At 67.0% G+C, this 21,633-nt stretch carries 14 protein-coding genes; 11 read left to right on the top strand and 3 right to left on the bottom strand.

Annotated features, from left to right (window positions below; translation table 11 throughout):
* The 10 genes from VFW69_RS22165 to VFW69_RS22120 all read left to right on the top strand — a co-directional run.
* On the top strand, positions 1-1,029 hold a 1,029-nt coding region (locus VFW69_RS22165; RefSeq protein WP_526504626.1), incomplete at its 5' end, for a glycosyltransferase family 2 protein.
* Entirely contained in the window at positions 1,022-1,564 is a 543-nt protein-coding gene (locus VFW69_RS22160) for a phosphatase PAP2 family protein (protein ID WP_526504624.1), read from the top strand. The genes VFW69_RS22165 and VFW69_RS22160, both read left to right, overlap by 8 nt.
* Positions 1,561-2,469 carry a decaprenyl-phosphate phosphoribosyltransferase gene (locus VFW69_RS22155; RefSeq protein WP_526504622.1) on the top strand — a complete coding sequence of 303 codons (909 nt, stop codon included), beginning with the start codon at positions 1,561-1,563 and terminating at the stop codon, positions 2,467-2,469. The genes VFW69_RS22160 and VFW69_RS22155 overlap by 4 nt, the downstream gene beginning before the upstream one ends.
* Complete coding sequence (gene aftB, locus VFW69_RS22150) at positions 2,456-4,429, top strand: terminal beta-(1->2)-arabinofuranosyltransferase (RefSeq protein WP_526504620.1); 1,974 nt, start codon at positions 2,456-2,458, stop codon at positions 4,427-4,429. The genes VFW69_RS22155 and aftB overlap by 14 nt, the downstream gene beginning before the upstream one ends.
* Before the next feature lie 391 nt (positions 4,430-4,820).
* Complete coding sequence (ag85A, locus tag VFW69_RS22145) at positions 4,821-5,864, top strand: diacylglycerol acyltransferase/mycolyltransferase Ag85A (protein WP_526504618.1); 1,044 nt, start codon at positions 4,821-4,823, stop codon at positions 5,862-5,864.
* A 161-nt stretch (positions 5,865-6,025) separates the two neighbouring features.
* Positions 6,026-6,928 carry an alpha/beta hydrolase gene (locus VFW69_RS22140; protein ID WP_526504632.1) on the top strand — a complete coding sequence of 301 codons (903 nt, stop codon included), beginning with the start codon at positions 6,026-6,028 and terminating at the stop codon, positions 6,926-6,928.
* A gap of 192 nt (positions 6,929-7,120) precedes the next feature.
* Positions 7,121-8,131, top strand: a complete 1,011-nt coding sequence (gene culp6, locus VFW69_RS22135; RefSeq protein WP_526504616.1) for a carboxylesterase Culp6 — start codon at positions 7,121-7,123, stop codon at positions 8,129-8,131.
* Positions 8,132-8,457: 326 nt separating this feature from the next.
* The gene (gene fadD32 / locus VFW69_RS22130) at positions 8,458-10,356 is read left to right on the top strand and encodes a long-chain-fatty-acid--AMP ligase FadD32 (RefSeq protein WP_526504614.1); all 1,899 of its coding nucleotides are present in this window, start codon (positions 8,458-8,460) and stop codon (positions 10,354-10,356) included.
* A 97-nt stretch (positions 10,357-10,453) separates the two neighbouring features.
* Positions 10,454-15,787 (top strand): polyketide synthase Pks13, encoded by a 5,334-nt coding sequence (gene pks13 / locus VFW69_RS22125; RefSeq protein ID WP_526504630.1) that lies wholly within the window; start codon positions 10,454-10,456, stop codon positions 15,785-15,787.
* Between the two features lie 11 nt (positions 15,788-15,798).
* The gene (locus tag VFW69_RS22120; RefSeq protein ID WP_526504628.1) at positions 15,799-17,373 is read left to right on the top strand and encodes an acyl-CoA carboxylase subunit beta; all 1,575 of its coding nucleotides are present in this window, start codon (positions 15,799-15,801) and stop codon (positions 17,371-17,373) included.
* Between the two features lie 66 nt (positions 17,374-17,439).
* Here the strand turns inward: VFW69_RS22120 and VFW69_RS22115 are convergent, their stop codons facing one another.
* Positions 17,440-18,453, bottom strand: a complete 1,014-nt coding sequence (locus tag VFW69_RS22115) for an RNA polymerase subunit sigma-70 (RefSeq protein WP_526504612.1) — start codon at positions 18,451-18,453, stop codon at positions 17,440-17,442.
* Positions 18,454-18,553: 100 nt separating this feature from the next.
* Between VFW69_RS22115 and VFW69_RS22110 the strand changes: the two genes are divergently transcribed.
* Entirely contained in the window at positions 18,554-19,150 is a 597-nt protein-coding gene (locus VFW69_RS22110; protein ID WP_526504610.1) for a dihydrofolate reductase family protein, read from the top strand.
* Here VFW69_RS22110 and VFW69_RS22105 read toward each other — a convergent pair.
* Positions 19,139-20,914, bottom strand: a complete 1,776-nt coding sequence (locus tag VFW69_RS22105) for an acyl-CoA dehydrogenase family protein (protein WP_526504608.1) — start codon at positions 20,912-20,914, stop codon at positions 19,139-19,141. The genes VFW69_RS22110 and VFW69_RS22105 overlap by 12 nt on opposite strands.
* A gap of 194 nt (positions 20,915-21,108) precedes the next feature.
* Positions 21,109-21,624: a hypothetical protein gene (locus VFW69_RS22100; RefSeq protein WP_526504606.1), complete on the bottom strand. Its 516-nt coding sequence runs from the start codon at positions 21,622-21,624 to the stop codon at positions 21,109-21,111.
* Between the last annotated feature and the right edge of the window lie 9 nt (positions 21,625-21,633).

Here is a 21,633-nt window from a genome sequence, read left to right as displayed (position 1 = left end):
CTGCAGGAGCCCTCACACCTGCACATCATGGGTGAGGTCGTCAACCAGTCGAACTTCATGTGGACCGCCGCGCCGCTCGCCGAGTACGACCACGACTTCGCCGAATATCCGTTGAGCGACAATAACCCTCGCAGCCAGCTGCTGCACCGGCGCATCGACGTGGACTACAACGGCTGGTGGACGTGCATGATCCCGCGCCAGGTCGCCGAGGAATTGGGCCAGCCGCTGCCGCTGTTCATCAAGTGGGACGACGCCGAGTACGGTCTGCGCGCCGGTGAGCACGGCTATCCGACCGTCACGCTGCCCGGCGCCGCGATCTGGCACATGGCCTGGAGCGACAAGGACGACGCCATCGACTGGCAGGCTTACTTCCACCTGCGCAACCGGCTGGTGGTGGCGGCATTACACTGGGATGGCGACATCACCGGTCTGGTCCGCAGCCACCTCAAGGCGACGTTGAAACACCTTTCCTGCCTTGAGTATTCGACCGTCGCGATTCAGAACCGCGCCATCGACGACTTCCTCGCCGGGCCCGAACACATCTTCTCGATCCTGGAATCGGGTCTGCCGGAAGTACATCGGCTGCGCAAGGAATTCCCGGACGCGGTCGTGCTGCCGGCGGCCAGCGAACTCGCTTCGCCCCAGCACAAGACCAAGGCGATGAAGCCGCCGGTGGACCCGGTGTCGATCAGCTACCGGCTGGCCCGCGGAATCCTGCACAACATGACCAAGGCCGATACGGGCTCCCACGCGCGGCCGGAGTTCAACGTGCCGACGCAGGATGCGCGCTGGTTCCGGCTGTGCACGGTCGACGGCGTGACGGTCACCACGGCCGACGGTTGCGGCGTGGTCTACCGCCAGCGGGACCGGCGAAAGATGTTCTCGCTGTTGTTCGCATCGCTGCGCCGTCAACGTCAGCTAGTCAGCCGGTTCGACGAGATGCGCCGGGTGTACCGCGACGCGCTGCCCGTGTTGTCCAGCAAGCAGAAGTGGGAGACGGCGTTGCTGCCAGCTGCAGAACATGCATGAGGCCGCTGCCGCACAGGCGCCGCGTGGCGAGGTGGCCGCGCTGGTCGCCGTCCAGGCTGCATTGAGTGATCGTCCCGGGGCGTTACCCGTGGCGCGTGCACTGTCCCACTTCGGTGAGCACAGCATCGGCTGGGTGGCCGTCGCCGCCCTCGGAGCGGTGCTTTCACCGAAGTGGCGGGCGGACTGGCTGGTGGCCGGGGCAGGGGCGTTCGCCGCACACGCCGCCGCCGTCATCGTCAAGCGGATCGTGCGCCGCAAGCGGCCGTACGATCCCGCCGTCGTGGTGAACGTCGGCACGCCTAGCCAACTGAGTTTCCCGTCCGCACATGCCACTTCGACCACCGCCGCGGCGATTCTGATGGGCCGGATCACTGGTCTGCCGCTGCCAGCGGTCTTGGTGCCCCCGATGGCGTTGTCGCGGATGCTGCTGGGCGTGCATTACCCCAGCGACGTGGCGTTCGGCATCGCCCTCGGTGCCGTCGTTGCGGCGATCGCACGCCGCGCACGAGAGGTCGCAAGAGGTGGAGCCGAATGAGTGAGGACGTCGTGACGCGACCGCCCGGCAACCTGGTCACCGGGGTGATCAAGGCGTTACGCCCGCGGCAGTGGGTGAAGAACGTTTTGGTGCTGGCGGCGCCGGTGGCCGGGCTGGGCAGTGGTATTCGGTACGACTACGGCCAGATGCTCACCCAAGTGGGGTATGCGTTCGTGGTGTTCAGTCTGGCGGCGTCCTCGATCTATCTGATCAACGATGCGCGCGACGTCGAGGCCGACCGCGAACATCCCACCAAGAGATTCCGCCCGATCGCGGCGGGCGTGGTGCCCGCGTGGCTGGCCTACGTCGTGGCCGTGCTGCTGGGCGTGGCCTCGCTGGGCATCGCGTGGACGGTGACGCCGAACCTGGCGCTGGTGATGGCCGTCTACCTCGGCATGCAGCTGGCGTACTGCTTCGGCCTCAAACACCAAGCGGTGCTTGACATCTGCATCGTTTCCTCGGCGTATCTACTTCGCGCCATCGCGGGCGGTGTGGCTGCCAAAATCCCGCTTTCGCAATGGTTTTTGCTCTCGGCGGCGTTCGCGTCGCTGTTCATGGTGGCCGGCAAGCGCTATGCGGAATTGCAGTTGGCCGAGCGCACCGGCGCGGCGATCCGCAAGTCACTGGAGAGCTACACCAGCACCTACCTGCGATTCGTTTGGACGCTGTCAGCCACCGCGGTGGTGATGTGCTACGGCTTGTGGGCGTTCGAGCGAGGTCACCACTCGGGGTCTTGGTACGCGGTCTCCATGGTCCCGTTCACCATCGCGATCCTGCGCTACGCGGTCGACGTGGACGGCGGGCTGGCCGGCGAACCCGAAGACATCGCGCTGCGCGACCGGGTGCTGCAGCTGCTGTTCCTGGCGTGGATCGCAACAGTCGGAGCCGCCGTTGCCTTCGGTTAGCCCCGAACTGCAGGCTCTCAAAGCGCGGATGATGCGCAGCCGGCCGGTGATCAGGCGGCCCGGCTGGCCGGTGTTTCCGTACACCACCATGGTGCGGGTCAGCCTGTGGATCAGCGTGGCGTTGGTCGCCGTCCTGTTCGGTTGGGGGAGTTGGCAGCGCCGGTGGATCGCCGACGACGGCCTCATCGTGCTGCGCACGGTGCGCAATCTGCTTGCCGGCAACGGGCCGGTGTTCAACCAGGGCGAGCGGGTCGAGGCCAACACGTCCACCGCCTGGACCTATCTGATGTATGTGGGTAGCTGGGTCGGCGGTGCGGTGCAAATGGAATACGTGGCCCTCGCGCTCGCGCTGACGCTTTCGGTGGTGGGCGTGGCGCTGCTGATGCTCGGCGCCGCGCGGCTGTACGCGCCGAGCCTGCGGGGCCGCAAGGCCATCATGTTGCCCGCCGGCGCGCTGGTGTACATCGCGCTGCCGCCGGCGCGGGACTTCGCCACGTCCGGTCTGGAGAGCGGCTTGGCGCTGGCGTATCTCGGGCTGTTGTGGTGGATGATGGTCTGCTGGGCGCAGCCGGTGCGCAACCGCGCGGATAACAGGGTGTTCGTCGGCCTGCTGGCATTCGTTGCCGGGTTCAGTGTGCTGGTCCGGCCGGAGCTGGCGCTCATGGGCGGCTTGGCGCTGATCATGATGCTCGTCGCCGCCCGGACCTGGCGTCGCAGGGTGCTGATCGTGGTGGCCGGGGGTTTCGTGCCGGTCGCCTACGAGATCTTCCGGATGGGCTATTACGGCTTGCTGGTGCCCGGCACCGCCCTGGCCAAGGACGCGGCCGGGGACAAGTGGTCCCAGGGCATGATCTACCTCTTCAACTTCGACGCGCCGTATGCGGTGTGGATACCCCTGGTGCTCCTCGTACCGCTGGGCGTGCTGCTGTTCGCCGCCCGCCGGCGGCCGTCGTTCCTGCGCCCCGCGATGGCGCCCAACTACGGGCGGGTGGCCCGTGCCGTGCACAGTCCGCCGGCGGTGGTGGCGTGGGTACTGATCAGCGGTCTGTTGCAGGCCCTCTACTGGATCCGGCAAGGCGGCGACTTCATGCACGCCCGGGTGCTGCTGGCTCCGCTGTTCTGTCTGCTGGCTCCGGTCGCCGTCGTCCCCATCGCCGTCCCCGACGGCCAGGACTATTCGCGGGAGACCGGTAACTGGGTGGCCGGCGCGGCCGGCGCGTTGTGGCTGGGACTGGCCGGGTGGACGCTGTGGGCGGCGAATTCGCCGGGGATGGGCGACGATGCCACCCACGTCACCTACTCCGGGATCGTCGACGAACGCCGCTTCTATGCCCAGGCCACTGGTCACGCGCATCCGCTCACCGCCGCGGACTACCTGGGCTATCCGCGGATGGCAGCCATCCTGACGGCCCTGAACAACACTCCCGAAGGGGCGCTACTGCTGCCGTCGGGCAATTACATCCAGTGGGACCTGGTGCCGATGGCCCAGCCGCCCCCGGGCGAAAAGTCCCCGCAAAAACCCCAGCATGCGGTGTTTTTCACCAACCTGGGCATGGTCGGCATGAACGTAGGGCTCGATGTCAGGGTGATCGATCAGATCGGTTTGGCAAATCCGCTCGCGCAACACACAGAACGGCTCAAGCACGGCCGCATCGGGCACGACAAGAACCTCTTTCCCGACTGGGTGATCGCCGACGGCCCTTGGGTGAAGTTGCCTCCGGGGATTCCGGGCTACCTGGATGCGCAGTGGGTTGCAGAGGCCGTCTCGGCGCTGCAGTGCCCGGAGACGAAGGCGGTGCTCAGCTCGGTGCGCGCACCGATGACCCCGCACCGCTTCATGTCCAACCTGGTGAATTCCTTCCAGTTCACCAAGTACCGGATCGACCGGGTGCCGCGCTACGAACTGGCCCGGTGTGGGCTGCCGTTACCCGCAGAGGTGCCGCCGCCGCCTCGCGAGTAAGCGTCGCGCAGAAGAAATTTCGGCAAACGCCGAACAAATCACAGCGCCCCGGTCGCGAAAAAATGGCAGCAACATCACATTTGGCCCCTCACCAGCTGGCAACGGCCGTCAAGCACATGTGAAAACACCGCCTTTCGACACATGTATGAATTGAAAGCCGCTGGGTGGGAGGGCTGCTCGACGGTTGGTGCACGTGCCTCGATGCGGCTGAACGCTATAAGGTGTGGTTGACTACACGGGCACTGCTGCGCTTCGCGCGGCGACGATGCGGGCCGAGATGGTCCGAGGAGACGCCCTGCAATCGGGTACACGCAGGCAGTTCGACCCAATCAAGAAAGCGACCGATCGGTGAAATGCGCCGAAAAGCCGCAAGAAGGATGAGGAAGCAAGGATGACGCTTGTCGACAGATTGCGCGGCGCCGTGGCGGGTATGCCGCGCCGGCTCGTCGTGGCGGCCGCGGGTGCGACGCTGCTCTCGGGCCTGATTGGTGCCGTCGGAGGCTCGGCGACCGCCGGGGCCTTCTCTCGCCCGGGTCTGCCGGTGGAATACCTGCAGGTTCCCTCCGCCGGGATGGGCCGCGACATCAAGGTTCAGTTCCAGAGCGGTGGCGCCAACTCGCCGGCGTTGTACCTGCTCGACGGGATGCGCGCGCAGGACGACTTCAACGGCTGGGACATCAACACCCCGGCTTTCGAGTGGTACAACCAGTCCGGGATCTCGGTTGCCATGCCGGTCGGTGGCCAGTCCAGCTTCTACTCCGACTGGTACAAGCCCGCCTGCGGTAAGGCCGGCTGCACCACCTACAAGTGGGAAACCTTCTTGACCAGCGAGCTGCCTGCGTACCTGCAGAGCGAGAAGCAGGTCAAGTCGACCGGCAGCGCTGTCGTCGGTCTGTCGATGGCCGGTTCGTCGGCGCTGATCCTGGCCGCGTACCACCCCCAGCAGTTCGTCTACGCCGGCTCGCTGTCGGCGCTGTTGGACCCGTCGCAGGGCATGGGGCCGTCGTTGCTCGGCCTGTCCATGGGCGACGCGGGCGGTTACAAGCCCGCCGACATGTGGGGACCCAAGGAGGACCCGGCGTGGGCGCGCAACGACCCGTCGCTGCAGGTCGGCAAGCTCGTCGCGAACAACACCCGCATCTGGGTCTACTGCGGTAACGGCAAGCCGTCCGACCTCGGTGGCGACAACCTGCCCGCGAAGTTCCTCGAGGGCTTCGTGCGGACCAGCAACCTGAAGTTCCAGGACGCTTACAAGGCCGCGGGCGGCCAGAACGCCGTGTTCAACTTCGACGCCAACGGCACCCACGACTGGCCCTACTGGGGCGCGCAGTTGCAGGCGATGAAGCCTGAGCTGCAGTCGGTGCTGGGCGCCACCCCGGGTGCGGGTCCGGCCACCGCCGCGACCACCAACGCGGGTAACGGCCAGGGCACCTAAACACGCCAAGTAGTACGACGAGCGGCGGGAACCCTTCGGGGTTTCCGCCGCTTGTTGTTTGCGGCGTGTGTGACTTGTTTCACTACCCGGCGCGCGGGCGAACCACGGCCCTGGCTAATCTGCTTTCAGCGACTACACGATGGAGGGTGGACATGACGGTTGTGCGGGGTATGTCGGCGCTTTTCCGGGTGTTCTGCGTAGCCATGCTTTCGGTCGGGTTGGCCGTCGCGCTACAGACCGCGGCAACTGCCGGCAAAGCCAGGGCGGCAGGCTACGAAAGCCTGATGGTTCCGTCGGCGGCGATGGGCCGCGACATTCCGGTGGCTTTCATGGCCGGTGGCCCGCACGCGGTCTACCTGCTTGACGCCTTCAACGCGGCCCCTGACGTGAGTAACTGGGTCACCGCCGGTAACGCGATGAACACGCTCGGCGGCAAGGGCATCTCGGTGGTGGCCCCGGCCGGCGGCGCGTGGAGCATGTACACCAACTGGGAGCAGGACGGCAGCAAGCAGTGGGACACCTTCCTGTCCAGCGAGCTGCCCGATTGGCTGGCCGCCAACAAGGGCCTGGCGCCCGGCGGCCACGCAGCCGTCGGCGCCTCGCAGGGTGGCTATGGTGCGATGGCGCTGGCCGCTTTCCACCCCGACCGCTTCGGCTTCGCCGGATCGCTGTCCGGGTTCCTCTACCCGTCGAGCACCAACTACAACGGCGCGATCCTGGCCGGCCTGCAGCAGTTCGGCGGCGTCGATGGCAACGGCATGTGGGGAGCCCCGCAGCTGGGCCGGTGGAAGTGGCACGACCCCTACGTGCACGCCTCGCTGCTGGCGCAGAACAACACCCGCGTCTGGGTCTACAGCCCGACGAACATGGGCGGCGACGACGCCGCGATGATCGGCCAGGCCGGCGCGGCGATGGGCGGTTCGCGGGAGTTCTATCAGCAGTACCGCAGCAACGGCGGACACAACGGCCACTTCGACTTCCCCGGCGGCGGCGACAACGGCTGGGGTTCGTGGTCGGGGCAGCTCGGGGCGATGTCGGGTGAAGTCGTCGGCGCCATTCGCTAGCAGCGATCGCAAGCGCGGCGGAGCCGGGCGCCGGGGGTACCTCCCGCTTGCGGGGAACGGGTCGCTGCACGGCTGATCCGGCGGGTCACTGCACGGCTGGCCCACCCAGCCGAGCCGGTACCGTGTAGGGGGTGCAGCAGGGGTCGGGAGGACCGCGTAGCTGCGATCCACTGACTCTGCTGGCAGGAGAACATGGCTAAGAGCGCGCGGCGTAAGCGGCAACGCACCCTCGCCTGGATCGCCGCACTGTCGGTCGCTGCGGTCGTCCTGTTGGGCATCTTGGCCGCGGTGACCTTACTGCGCGGGCACGAGTCTGAGCCCAGCGCGGTCCCGCCCGGGGTACTGCCCCCGTCGTCGACGACGACGCACCCGCACAAGCCGCGACCCGCGTCTCAGGATGCTTCCTGCCCCGACGTGCTGCTGGTCAACGTTCCCGGCACGTGGGAGTCCGCCGTGCAGGACGACCCCGGCAACCCCCTCCAATTTCCCAATGCGCTGCTGCACAAGGCGACCGCGAGCCTCACCCAGGAGTTCCCGTCGTCGCGGGTGCAGGCGTACACCACTCCGTACACCGCGCAGTTCCACAATCCGCTGAGTGGCGACACGCAGATGTCCTACAACGCCAGCCGGGCCGAAGGCACCCGCGCGACGGTGCAGGCGATGACCGACATGAACACCAAGTGCCCGCTGACCAGTTACGTGTTGATGGGCTTTTCGCAGGGCGCGGTGATCATGGGCGACATCGCCAGCGATATCGGCAACGGGCGCGGACCCGTCGACGACGACCTGGTGTTGGGTGTGACGTTGATCGCTGATGGTCGTCGCCAGACGGGAGTCGGCAACGACATCGGGCCCAACCCGCCGGGGCAGGGCGCCGAGATCACCTTGCACGAGGTGCCCATCCTGTCCGGAATGGGCCTGACCATGACCGGTGAGCGCCCGGGCGGTTTCGGCGACCTGAACGGCAAGACCAATGAAATCTGCGCGCCTGGCGACCTGATCTGCGCCGCTCCGGAGGAGGCGTTCAGCATCGCGAACCTGCCGGCCACGCTGAACACCTTGGCCGGCGGGGCCGGTCAGCCGGTTCACGCGCTGTACGCCACGACGCAGTGCTGGAGCATCGACGGGGCACCGGCGACCGATTGGACGCTCAACTGGGCTCACGGTCTGATCGCAAATGCGCCACAACCAAAACACGGATGATCGGGGCGGCGGGACACAAGCGTCAGGTAGCGGTTGCCGATGTCGATCAGCGGTACCTTGTGATTTGGTCTGCCGCAGGCAGCCCCGTAACATTAAGAGGAATTTAAGAGCTATCGGACCTTTGTCGCGCACCCGGTCTGGGTGGATGCTGGCTGGGGCTGGCACATCACCGGCGCTCCCCAACGGGTGCCGTGCGAGGTCTGGCGCGCGTGATTAGACATGTAACCGTCGGCATAGCCGGCTGAAGAACGAAGCCGTCGGCGGAGCCGACCTAGGAACCAAACGTCGGCGGAGCCGACCAAAAACAGGTGGGACAGGAGAGCGGCATGGTGTACCACAACCCGTTCATCGTGAATGGAAAGATCAAGTTCCCCGCCAACACGAACTTGGTCAAGCACGTTGAGAAGTGGGCGAGGGTTCGCGGCGACCAGCTCGCCTACCGGTTCCTGGACTTCTCCACCGAGCGCGACGGCGTCGCCTGCGACATCTCCTGGTCGGAGTTCAGCGCCCGCAACCGCGCAGTCGGCGCCCGGCTGCAGCAAGTCACCCAGCCCGACGACCGCATCGCCGTGCTCTGCCCGCAGAACCTGGACTACCTCGTGGCACTCTTCGGCGTGCTGTACGCCGGCCGGATCGCGGTGCCGTTGTTCGACCCGAGCGAGCCCGGCCACGTCGGCCGCCTGCACGCCGTGCTCGACGACTGCACCCCGTCGACGATTCTGACCACCACCGAGGCCGCGGAGGGCGTCCGCAAGTTCATCCGCGCCCGTGCGGCCAAGGAGCGCCCCCGCGTCATCGCCGTCGACGCGGTGCCCAACGAGGTCGCATCCACCTGGGTGCCGCCGGAGGCCGACGAGAACACCATCGCCTACCTGCAGTACACCTCCGGCTCCACCCGCACCCCGACCGGTGTGGAGATCACCCACCTCAACCTGCCCACCAACGTGTTGCAGGTGCTGAACGGCCTGGAGGGAAAAGAGGCCGACCGCGGCCTGTCCTGGCTGCCGTTCTTCCACGACATGGGGCTGATCACCGCGCTGCTGTCACCGGTGGTCGGTCATAAATTCACCTTCATGACGCCGGCCGCCTTCGTGCGCCGGCCCGGCCGGTGGATCCGCGAGATGGCGCGCAAGCCCGAGGACGCCCCGGACTGCGAAGTCATCACCGTGGCGCCGAACTTCGCGTTCGAGCACGCGGCGGTCCGCGGGGTGCCCAAGGAGGGTGAGCCGCCCTTGGACCTGAGCAACGTCAAGGCGATCCTCAACGGCAGCGAGCCGGTGTCCCCGGCGTCGATGCGCAAGTTCTACGACGCGTTTTCGCCCTACGGTCTGCGGGAGACCGCGATCAAGCCCTCCTACGGCCTGGCCGAGGCGACGCTGTTCGTCTCCACCACCCCGATGGACCAGGCGCCCACGGTCATCCACGTCGACCGTGACGAGCTGAACAAGCAGCGCTTCGTCGAGGTGCCCGCCGATTCGCCGAAGGCCGTTCCGCAGGTCTCCGCCGGCATCATCGGCGTCGACGAGTGGGCCGTCATCGTCGACCCGGAGACCGCGAGCGAGCTGCCGGACGGTCAGATCGGCGAGATCTGGCTGCATGGGAACAACCTGGGCATCGGCTACTGGGGCAAGGAAGAAGAGACCAACGACGTTTTCCGCAACATCCTCAAGTCGCGGATCAGCCAGTCGCACGCCGACGGTGCCCCCGACGACGGCATGTGGGTCAAGACCGGCGACTACGGCACCTACCACAACGGCCACCTCTACATCGCGGGCCGCATCAAGGACCTGGTCATCATCGACGGCCGCAACCACTACCCACAGGACCTCGAGTACTCGGCGCAGGAAGCCAGCAAGGCGCTGCGTACCGGCTACGTGGCCGCCTTCTCGGTGCCGGCCAACCAGCTGCCGCAGGAAGTGTTCGACAACCCGCACGCCGGCATCAAGTACGACCCCGACGACGGCTCTGAGCAGCTGGTGATCGTCGCGGAGCGCGCGGCCGGCTCGCACAAGCTGGACTACCAGCCCATCGCCGACGACATCCGGGCCGCGATCGCCGTGCGCCACGGCGTCACCGTCCGTGACCTGCTGCTGGTGCAGTCGGGAACGATCCCGCGCACCTCCAGCGGCAAGATCGGGCACCGCGCCTGCCGCGCGGCCTACCTCGACGGCAGTCTGCGAAGCGGCGTCGGTTCCCCGACGGCCTTCGCCAGCTCCACTGACTGAATCTCTTAGGACCATGGCTGACACTGAGCACCCCGGCACCGATCCCGAAGAGACCACTCCCGGCCCAGGCGGGGAGGTGCCCGCCAAAAAAGTCGATATGCGCGCCGGCGACGATGCAGAGCGCAGCGATGAGGAGAAGTGGCGCCCAACAACCGTCCCCGAGATGCGCCAATGGCTGCGCAACTGGGTGGGCCGGGCCGTCGGGAAATCACCCGACGACATCGATGAGTCGGTGCCGATGGTCGAGCTGGGCTTGGCGTCGCGGGATGCCGTGGCGATGGCCGCCGACATCGAGGACATGACCGGTGTGACCCTGTCGGTCGCGGTCGCGTTCCAGCACCCGACCATCGAATCGCTGGCCACCCGCATCATCGAGGGCGAACCCGAGGTCGCCGACGACGAGCTCGACGGCGCCGACTGGACGCGTACCGGCCCGGCCGAGCGCGTCGACATCGCGATAGTGGGCCTGTCGACCCGGCTGCCCGGCGACATGAACTCCCCGGACGAGACCTGGGCGGCGCTGATGGAGGGCCGCGACGCCATCACCGATCTGCCCGAGGGCCGGTGGTCGGAATTCCTCGAGGAGCCGCGCATCGCCGCGCGGGTCGCGACCGCCCGCACCCGCGGCGGCTACCTCAAGGACGTCAAGGGCTTCGACTCCGAGTTCTTCGCGGTCGCCAAGACCGAAGCCGACAACATCGACCCGCAACAGCGGATGGCACTGGAGCTCACCTGGGAGGCGCTCGAGCACGCCCGCATCCCGGCGTCGACTCTGCGCGGCGAGGCCGTCGGCGTCTACGTCGGCTTCTCGAACAACGACTACCAATTCCTGGCGGTCTCCGACCCGACCGTCGCGCACCCCTACGCGATCACCGGCACCGCCAGCTCGATCATCGCCAACCGGGTGTCCTACTTCTACGACTTCCGCGGACCGTCGGTGGCGCTGGACACCGCCTGCTCGAGCTCGCTGGTCGCGACGCATCAGGCGGTGCAGGCGCTGCGCAACGGCGAGTGTGACGTGGCGGTCGCCGGTGGCGTCAACGCGCTGCTCACCCCGTTGGTGACCCTCGGTTTCGACGAGATCGGCGCGGTGCTGGCCCCCGACGGCCGGATCAAGTCGTTCTCCTCGGACGCCGACGGCTACACCCGTTCCGAGGGTGGCGGCATGTTCGTGCTCAAGCGGGTCGACGACGCCCGCCGCGACGGCGACCAGATCCTGGCCGTCATCGCCGGCAGCGCGGTCAACCACGACGGCCGGTCGAACGGCCTGATCGCCCCCAACCAGGACGCCCAGGCCGAGGTGCTGCGCCGGGCCTACAAGGACGCCGGGATCGATCCGCGCACCGTCGACTACATCGAGGCGCACGGCACCGGCACCGTCCTAGGTGACCCGATCGAGGCCGAGGCGCTGGGTCGCATCGTCGGGCGGGGCCGCCCCGCTGACCGCCCTGCGCTGTTGGGCGCGGTGAAAACCAATGTGGGACACCTGGAGTCGGCCGCCGGTGCGGCGAGCCTGGCCAAGGTGGTGCTGGCGTTGCAGCACGACAAGCTGCCGCCGTCGATCAACTTCGCCGGCCCCAGCCCCTACATCGACTTCGACGGCATGCACCTGAAAGTTGTCGACAGCGCTAGCGATTGGCCGCGCTACGGTGGCTACGCCCTGGCCGGGGTGTCCAGCTTCGGCTTCGGTGGCGCCAACGCCCACCTGGTGGTGCGCGAGGTGCTGCCCCGCGACGTCGTAGAGCGCGAAGCCGAGCCGCAACCCGTCACCGCCGCTCCGGCCGCCGACGCGGCCGAGGCACCCACGCTGGAAAGCCACTCGCTGCGGTTCGACGACTTCGGCAACATCATCCCCGACCCCTCCGAGGTCGAGGAGGAATCCTACGAGCTTCCGGGCGTGACCGACGAGGCGCTGCGCCTCAAAGCGATCGCGGCCGAAGAGCTTGCCGCACAAGAGGAGTCGGAGCCGACCAAGCCGCTGATTCCGCTCGCGGTGTCAGCGTTTTTGACGTCGCGCAAGAAGGTTGCGGCCGCCGAGCTCGCGGACTGGATGGAGAGCCCGGAGGGGCAGGCGTCTTCGCTGGAAGCCATTGGTCGGGCGCTGTCGCGGCGCAACCACGGCCGTTCGCGTGCGGTGGTGCTGGCCCACGACCATGAAGAGGCCATCAAGGGCCTACGCGCGATCGCCGAGGGCAAGCAGCGACCCAACGTGTTCAGCACCGACGGTCCGGTGACCAGCGGTCCGGTGTGGGCGATGGCCGGTTTCGGTGCGCAGCACCGCAAGATGGGCAAGAGCCTGTACCTGCGCAACGAGGTTTTCGCCGAGTGGATCGAAAAGGTCGACGCGCTGATCCAGGACGAGCGCGGTTACTCGGTGCTCGAGATGATCCTCGACGACTCGCAGGACTACGGCATCGAAACCAGCAACGTCGTCATCTTCGCGATCCAGATCGCGCTGGGCGAGTTGCTCAAGCACCACGGTGCCAAACCCGCTGCGGTAGTGGGCCAGTCGCTCGGTGAGCCCGCGTCGGCCTACTTCGCCGGCGGACTGCCGCTGGCGGACGCGGCCCGCGTGATCGCGTCGCGCTCGCACCTGATGGGCGAAGGCGAGGCGATGCTGTTCGGCGAATACATCCGGCTGATGGCGCTTGTCGAGTACTCCGCCGACGAGCTGAAGACCGTGTTCGGCGACTTCCCCGGCCTGGAGGTGTGCGTCTACGCCGCACCCAGTCAGACCGTGATCGGTGGTCCGCCCGAGCAGATCGACGCGATCGTCGCCCGCTGCGAGGCCGAGGGCCGCTTCGCTCGCAAGCTGCAGACCAAGGGCGCCGGCCACACGTCGCAGATGGATCCGCTGCTCGGTGAGTTCTCCGCCGAGCTTCAGGGGATTCAGCCGCTGAGCCCGACCGTCGGGATCTTCTCGACGGTGCACGAGGGCACCTACATCAAGCCCGGTGGCGAGCCGATCCACGATGTCGCCTACTGGGTCAAGGGAATGCGGCATTCGGTCTACTTCACCCACGGTGTGCGCAACGCCGTCGACAGCGGCCACACCACTTTCCTGGAGCTCGCGCCCAACCCGGTGGCGCTGATGCAGATCGGCCTGACCACCGCCGCCGCGGGTCTGCATGACGCCCAACTGATCCCGACGCTGGCCCGCAAGCAGGACGACGTCGAGTCGATGATCTCGACCATGGCCCAGCTCTACGTCCACGGCCACGATCTGGACATCCGCACCTTGTTCACCCGCGCGCAGGGTCCCGAAGATTTTGCGAACATCCCTCCGACCCGGTTCAAGCGCAAAGAGCATTGGCTGGACGTGCACTTCTCCGGCGATGGCTCGGTGATCATGCCGGGGACCCACGTCGCGTTGCCGGACGGTCGCCACGTCTGGGAGTATGCACCGCGCAACGGTGAGACTGATCTGGCCTCTTTGGTGAGATCCGCTGCGACACAGGTTCTTTCGGATGCCCAGTTGGTGGCGTCCGAGCAGCGCGCGGTGCCCGGCACCGGCGCCCGGCTGGTGACGACGATGACCCGGCACCCCGGCGGCGCCTCGGTGCAGGTGCACGCCCGCATCGACGAGTCCTTCACATTGGTCTACGACGCGTTGGTGTCGCGGGCGGGCCAGAGTGTGGCCGCGTTGCCGACGGCTGTGGGCGCCGGTGCGACCATCGCCGCCCCGACCACGACCGCCGCGGTTGAGGCGGCAGGTGCCGCATCCGAGCCGCCGGCCGATGAGCCCGACGCCGAGACGCTGTCGGACAGCCTGACCAACCGCTACCTGCGGTCCGACATGGGCCGATGGTCGCCGGATTCCGGCGAGACCATCGCCGACCGGCTGGGCGCGATCGTGTCGGCGGCCATGGGCTACGAGCCCGAGGACCTGCCGTGGGAGGTGCCGCTGATCGAGCTCGGCCTGGACTCGCTGATGGCGGTGCGGATCAAGAACCGCGTCGAATACGACTTCGACATGCCGCCAATCCAATTGACGGCCGTGCGCGACGCCAATCTTTACGCCGTCGAGAAGCTGATCGAGTACGCCATCGAGCACCGCGACGAGGTCGAGCAGCTGCACGAGCACCAGAAGACGCAGACGGCCGAGGAGATCGCCAGGGAGCAGGCCCAACTACTCAGCGGGGCAACGCCGACATCGGCCGCTGCACCCGCACCGGACCCGCAGGCGGAGCCCGAGACCCAGCCGGCACCGCCGCAGTCGGACGCGACGATCCCGCCGCCGCCGACGGATCCGTCCGGCCCGAAGGGTGCGGCGACCAACGGCGCGAAGCCGGATCTGGCGGGAGCGCTCAGCCAGGAGGCAGTGGCCAAGGCACTGAATTCCGATGTGCCGCCACGTGATGCCGCCGAGCGGGTCACCTTTGCCACCTGGGCGATCGTCACGGGCAAGTCGCCGGGCGGCATCTTCAACCCGCTGCCCAAGCTCGACGAGGACACCGCGGCCAAGTTGGCGCAGCGGCTCTCGGAACGCGCCGAGGGCGCCATCACCACCGAGGACGTCCAGACGTCCGAGACCATCGAGGCGCTGGCCGAAAAGGTGCGTCAATACCTGGAGGCCGGCACCATCGACGGCTTCGTCCGCACCCTGCGAGCACCGCAGAACGACTCGCAGATACCCGTGTTCGTGTTCCACCCAGCCGGCGGCTCGACCGTCGTGTACGAGCCGCTGCTGAACCGGTTGCCGGCGGACACGCCGATGTACGGGTTCGAACGCGTGGAGGGCACCGTGCAGGAACGGGCCGCCCAGTATGTGCCGAAGCTGTTGGAAATAAACGAGGGCAAGCCGTTCATCCTGGCCGGGTGGTCGCTCGGCGGCGCGCTGGCCTACGCGTGCGCGATCGGGCTGAAGCGGGCCGGCGCCGACGTGCGGTTCGTCGGGATGATCGACACGGTGCGCGCCGGCGAGGAGATCCCGCAGACCCAAGAGGAAACCCGCAAGCGCTGGGACCGGTACGCGAAGTTCGCCGAGCGCACCTTCAACGTCGAGATCCCCGCGATCCCCTACGAGCAGCTCGAAGAGCTCGACGACGAGGGGCAGGTCAAGTTCGTGTTGGACATCGTCCAGCAGAGCGGCGTGCAGATTCCGGGCGGCATCGTCGAGCACCAGCGGACGTCCTACCTGGACAACCGGGCGCTCGAGACCGTCCAGATCGAGCCGTACGACGGGCACGTGACCCTCTACATGGCCGATCGCTACCACGACGACGTCATCACGTTCGAGCCGCGGTATGCGGTCCGTCAGCCCGACGGCGGCTGGGGCGAGTTCGTGGCCGACCTCGAGGTGGTACCGATCGGTGGCGAGCACATCCAGGCCATCGACGAACCGATCATTGGCAAGGTCGGTGCTCACCTGGCGGACGTGCTGAATAAGGTGGAGGCGGAAACCAGTCAGACGAGTGAGGTGGGCAAGTAGTGACGGAGACCGTGCCAGCTTCGGGGGCAGCTCCCATCCAGCACACCACCGCCGAGAAGCTGGCCGAGCTCTACCGTCGCCTGGAACTGGCCAAAGAACCCGGCGGTGAGAAGGCTGTCGCCAAGCGCGACAAGAAGGGCATCCCCAGCGCCCGCGCCCGCGTGCACGGGCTGGTCGATCCGGGCACCTTCCTGGAGACCGGGGCGCTGGCCAAGACGCCGAACGACCCGAACGCGCTCTACGGCGACGGGTGCATCACCGGGCACGCCATGATCGACGGCCGGCCGGTCGGGGTGTTCTCCCACGACCAGACGGTGTTCCAGGGCACCGTCGGTGAGATGTTCGGCCGCAAGGTGGCCAGGCTGATGGAGTGGTGCGCGATGGTCGGGTGCCCGATCGTCGGCATCCAGGACTCGGGCGGCGCCCGCATCCAGGACGCGGTCACCTCGCTGGCGTGGTACGCCGAGCTGGGCCGCCGCCACGAGGCGCTGTCCGGGATCGTGCCGCAGATCTCCTTGATTTTCGGCAAATGCGCTGGGGGAGCGGTGTATTCGCCGATCCAGGACGACCTGCTGGTCTCGGTGCGCGACCAGGGCTACTTCTTCGTCACCGGACCGGACGTGATCCAGGAAGTCACCGGCGAGGACGTCACCCTCGACGAGCTCGGCGGCTCGGATGCGCAGGCCCGCTACGGCAACATCCACCAGGTGGTGAACTCCGAGGCCGAGGCGTTCCAGTACGTGCGCGACTTCCTGTCGTTCCTGCCGTCGAGCGCCGTCAGCGCGCCGCCGATCGTCAACCCGGGCCTCGAGCCGGAGACGACCCCGACCGATCTGGAGCTCGACTCGATCGTGCCCGACTCGGACAACATGGCCTACGACATGCACGAGATCCTGCTGCGGATCTTCGACGACGGCGACTTCCTCGACGTCGCCGCGCAACACGGGCCGGCCATCATCACCGGGTTCGCCCGGGTCGACGGACACCCGGTGGGCGTGATCGCCAACCAGCCCATGCACCTGTCGGGGTCGATCGACAACGAGGCCTCCGACAAGGCGGCGCGATTCATCCGGTTCTGCGACGCGTTCAACATCCCGCTGGTCTTCGTGGTGGACACGCCGGGTTTCCTGCCGGGTGCCGAGCAGGAGAAGAACGGCATCATCAAGCGCGGCGGCCGGTTCCTGTACTCGGTCGTCGAGGCCGACGTGCCGAAGGTGACGATCACGGTCCGCAAGTCCTACGGCGGCGCCTACGCCGTGATGGGGTCGAGACAGCTGACCGCCGACTTCAACTTCGCCTGGCCGACCGCGCGCATCGCGGTGATCGGCGCGGAGGGGGCCGCGCAGCTGCTGATGAAGCGATTCCCCGACCCGACCACGCCCGAGGCGCAGCAGATCAAGAAGGACTTCATCGAGGGCTACAACCTCAACATGGCGATCCCGTGGACCGCCGCCGAGCGCGGGTTCATCGATGCGGTCATCGACCCGCACCAGACCAGGCTGCTGCTGCGCAAGTCGATGAAGCTGCTGCGGGAGAAGCAACTGTGGTTCCGCACGGCACGTAAGCACGGCCTCATCCCGATCTAGTCCGCTTGCCTGCGCTGGGCGCGCCTCTTCAGGCAAGAGGTGACGCAGAAAGTCCTAGCGCATGCGCTACCGCGTTTCGAAAGCGTTTCGTCGTTGTTCAGACTCGCCCCTCATCAGCGACCGTGGTAGCCCGAACGATGTCAGCAGACTGTTGTCGAAGCGCGTCATGGCGCAGATTCGGTTGCCCGCGAGGCCAAGGACATATAGACCGACCCCGTAGCTGATACCGGTCGAATTACGCAGATAGGCGCCGAACGCCGGCTGACCGTTGGCGCGCGTCGGCACCAGGTCGAATCTGCGGCCCGCGTCGAAGAGAGACGCACAGAACTGGGCCACGACGTCTCGACCTTCGTATTCGAAAGGCATCGGTGGCATCGACATGAAGACGTCGTCGGTCAGAAGGGCCACCAGCGCGTCGACATCGGCCGACTCCCACGCGTGGACGAACTTCGCCACGATAGTCTCCTCGGCGGGTGAGCCTCGGGTGGGCGGCGGTTGACGGTCATCGTCCATGGTCCGGCTGTGTTGCAGCCCGGTGCGCGCTCGTTTGAGGGCGCTCTTGACCGATTCGACTGTCGAATCGAGCATGTCGGCCACCTCGTTCGTGTGGAATCCGAGGACATCGCGCAGCACGAGTACCGCGACCTGACGAGGAGGCAGGACTTGAAGGGCGGCAATGAAAGCCAGCGAGATGGATTCGGTTTGCTCGTAGCAAGCTTCCGGCCCGTCGGGAAATGGCTCGAGCCAAACGACTTCACCGAGACGGGTTGGCTCGGGCGGTTCGACATTGGGCACGTCCCACTCCTTGGCCGGGCGTCGGCGTGCCGACCGCCGGGCGTTGAGGCAGCGGTTTGTGGCGATCCGGTAGAGCCACGTGCGCAGTGAGGCGCGCCCCTCGAACCCGGTGAGGCCTTGCCAGGCAGCCAGCAGCGTGTCCTGCAGGGTGTCTTCGGCGTCCTGCAAGGATCCGAGCATCCGGTAGCAGTGCACCTGCAGCTCCCGGCGGTACGGCTCGATCAGCTCCCGAAAGGCTTCGCCGTCGCCGGCGCGTGCCCTGGACAACAGATCGCCGACTGGCACCCTCGCGTCACCTCCTCGCCGTATGGACACCGGCCCAACGGCACGCGGGGCGGTGTCTCCATTAGTGGTAGCTGACAACGCCACCTGAAGGAGAGCAAACATGGGAAGAATCATCGTCAGCGAGAATGTCTCGCTCGACGGAGTCGTGCAGGACCCGACCGGTGACGAGGGTTTCAGGGTCGGTGGCTGGTTCGGCCACATTGAGAACACGGACCATGAAGAGTGGGCCAAGGTCGAACTCGAGGAGGCGCTAGGCGCTGAGGCCCTGCTGCTGGGTCGGCGGACCTTCGAATTCTTCGGCGCGCGGTGGCCATCCCGCACGGGCCAGTGGGCGGACCGATTGAACAGCCTGCCCAAGTACGTGGTGTCGGCGACGCTTCACGACCCTGGGTGGAACAACACGACAGTACTGACAGGCGACGCAGTATGCGCGGTCACCGCGTTGCGCCGAAAGATCAAGGGGCACATAGTCGTCTACGGGAGTTTCCAGCTGGTGCACACGTTGGTAGAACACGACCTCGTCGACGAGTTGCGGATGACGATGTTCCCGTTCGTGCTTGGCGTTGGCGAGCGCCTTTTCGGCACCACCAGCGGTAAGAAAGACATGCGCCTGGTCAAGACCCGCACCGTGGGTAACGGCCTGGTGAGCCTCATCTACCGGTTCACCCGCGACGCTGAGCCACCGCTAGAGGTGTAGCGCGCCGTCCGACAGTTCGTCGAAGTGCTCCAGCGCCTCGTCGGAGTCGGCGTCGATACCGCGCAGTGCCCCGTGATCGGCGAGATAGCGCTGCGTGTAAAGCCGCGCGACAAGCGCCTTGCGCTCACCACCGCGGGTGGCCCGCTCCCAGGCCGCCTGCTCGATGAGCAACGCACCGGCATAGACGTCACCCATGAATTGGGCCAGCGGAAACAGCCGCGCCTCGGCCATCTCCCTGTCGAGTTTGGTCCACGCGGTGATCGCCGCGTCGAGATCCTCGATCCGGCCGGCGACCAGCCGAGTGGCTTCGCCGCCGTCGGCGACCGACACCGCATCGCGCAGCCGAGCCAGGAGCGGCTCGTGCGCGCGGGTCTGCTCGATCCCGCGTCGCACATCCAGACACAAAATGTTGTCCGGGCCCTCCCAGATGGTGTTCACCTGCGCATCGCGCAGCAGCCGCGCCACCGGCCACGTCTCGATATAGCCGTTGCCGCCGTGGATTTCGATCGCATCCGATGCCGCGGTGATCCCCAGCCGGCAAACCTTGAGCTTGGTGACCGGCACGGCGATCCGTTGACGCATGCTGCGCGGCTGACGATGGTTGGTGGCGCCGGTGCCGTCGAACACCAACGCCTGTGCGGCCTCGACGTCGACGATCATCTCGGCGAGTTTGCGCCGCATCAGCGGCTTGTCGATGAGCGCGTCGCCGAACGCCCGGCGTTGCCGGGCATAACACAGCGATTCGACCAGAGCGCGTCGCGCATTACCGAGCCCGAACAAGGCGATGCCCAGGCGCGCGGCGTTGGTCAGCTCCATCATGCGTCCCAGCCCCTTACCGTCCGACGGACCCGCGCCGGCGTCGGTGGGCTCGCCGGACAGCAAAAACGCTTCGGCATCGACGAATTCGACCTCACCCGAGGCCACCGAGCGGGTGCCCAGCTTGTCCTTCAACCGCCGGACCCGGACCCCGTTACGCGAGCCGTCGCGGCGGGTGCGTAGCACCAAGAAGTTGGCGACGCCCCGCGAAGAGTCCGGTGCGCCTTCGGGTTTCGCCAGGACGACGAAGGCCTCCCCGGCGCAGTTGGACGCGAACCACTTGAAGCCGTTCAACAACCACGAGTCACCTTGGCGGGTCGCGGTGGTCTCCAGCGCTCCCAAATCGGAGCCGCCGGTGCGCTCGGTCAGCAACTGCGCCGTCTCGCCCGCCCACTCGCCGGAGGCGAATTTGGCCAGCACGTGCTCGGCCACATCGGGCGGCGCGTAGGCGGACACCAACGACTGGACCATGCCGCCGCCGGTGCCCAACGCGCAGCCCATACCGATATCGGCTTGGTTGAGCAGATAATTCGACGCGAACATGGGCAGCGACGAGCTCATCTTCGCTTCGCGCGCCTCGGTTCGCAGCGCCTGCTGGGCATCCAGCACTGCCCGCTTGGACTGCGTGAAGGAGGCCGGCATGACGACCTCGCTGATGTCATGACCCCAGCGGTCGTAGCGTTGCAGCTGCGGTGGATTGCGATCCGTCTCGTCGGCCCACCGCGCCACCGGGCCGCCCATCAGTTCGCCGATGCGCGTCAAGTGGCGTTCGGCCAGCCCCAATTCGTCGGGCTGGAGGTAGTAGGCCATGGTGAACCGCAGCGTCGGATCGGTGAGGTACCAATTGAGCCCGACGGCTCCGCTGTAGTTCTCCGTCGCGTAGCGCTGCGATTTCTCGTCGGTGGAAAACGGCAGCCGGTCCACCGCCTCAACGGCGTAGTCGCTCATGTGTCAGACGCTACGCGCCGAGCCGATCGTCAGGCAGTAACACGAAGCGGGCCCCTCGTGCGACGCCGACACCGCATCCTTTCAGCCGATCCTTGTCTCGATACCTCCATCGCAGCATTTGCCGTAAGCGTCAAGATCGGGACCGAAGTCCCTGTTTCGTCCGGGGCGGGTGTCAAGCAGCGTGCCGTCGGCGGTTACGTCCCCACCGGTACCACGAACTCGGATGTATAGAACTCCGCCGGGTTCTGTGAGTTTGCATTCGCCCGCTCGATAATCACCCATACACCCGTCGTGCCCGGCCGCAGGGTGTCGGTAACGGTAGCCGTTCCGTTTCCCGCGCCGTCGGTGACCATGCCGGTAAATGCGGTTCCCGGGTCGCCGGGCCCGCAGGTCGACGAGGACGGGCGGGGTTCTTCAATGAGGCCGACGTCGTAATGCATCCCCGGCTGGGTGGCGTCGACCAGATGCACCTCGGCGACTGCCCGGTTCCCGCTGGTGCGGACGATCGCCGAACCACTGCCGAGGATCGGGCCAGGCACCTTCGGGGCGATGCTGATCTTGCTGAAATCGCAACGCCGCAAGTAGGTGTCGAAAGCGACGGTCGTGCCGCCGCCCTCGGCGGCCGCCGTCCGGATGGCCAAACTCGAGGCCGGGGTGATCAGCAGCGTGACCGCGGCCGTGCAGGTTCCCAGGCGTGTCAGCGTGTGCATGTGGCCACC

This window comes from Mycobacterium sp. (assembly GCF_036273375.1).
Lineage (GTDB): Bacteria > Actinomycetota > Actinomycetes > Mycobacteriales > Mycobacteriaceae > Mycobacterium.
The sequence above is the reverse complement of the archived record's forward strand: the minus strand, read 5'-3'. Positions and strand labels throughout refer to the sequence as shown.

What these genes read in the sequence shown, in the direction of transcription:
- VFW69_RS22155 (WP_526504622.1), top strand. Translation starts at nt 1,561, where the DNA reads ATGAGTGAGGACGTCGTGACGCGACCGCCCGGCAACCTGGTCACCGGG.
- pks13 (WP_526504630.1), top strand. Translation starts at nt 10,454, where the DNA reads ATGCGCGCCGGCGACGATGCAGAGCGCAGCGATGAGGAGAAGTGGCGC.
- VFW69_RS22160 (WP_526504624.1), top strand. Translation starts at nt 1,022, where the DNA reads ATGCATGAGGCCGCTGCCGCACAGGCGCCGCGTGGCGAGGTGGCCGCG.
- ag85A (WP_526504618.1), top strand. Translation starts at nt 4,821, where the DNA reads ATGACGCTTGTCGACAGATTGCGCGGCGCCGTGGCGGGTATGCCGCGC.
- VFW69_RS22110 (WP_526504610.1), top strand. Translation starts at nt 18,554, where the DNA reads ATGGGAAGAATCATCGTCAGCGAGAATGTCTCGCTCGACGGAGTCGTG.
- VFW69_RS22100 (WP_526504606.1), bottom strand. Translation starts at nt 21,624, where the DNA reads ATGCACACGCTGACACGCCTGGGAACCTGCACGGCCGCGGTCACGCTG.
- culp6 (WP_526504616.1), top strand. Translation starts at nt 7,121, where the DNA reads ATGGCTAAGAGCGCGCGGCGTAAGCGGCAACGCACCCTCGCCTGGATC.
- VFW69_RS22105 (WP_526504608.1), bottom strand. Translation starts at nt 20,914, where the DNA reads ATGAGCGACTACGCCGTTGAGGCGGTGGACCGGCTGCCGTTTTCCACC.
- fadD32 (WP_526504614.1), top strand. Translation starts at nt 8,458, where the DNA reads ATGGTGTACCACAACCCGTTCATCGTGAATGGAAAGATCAAGTTCCCC.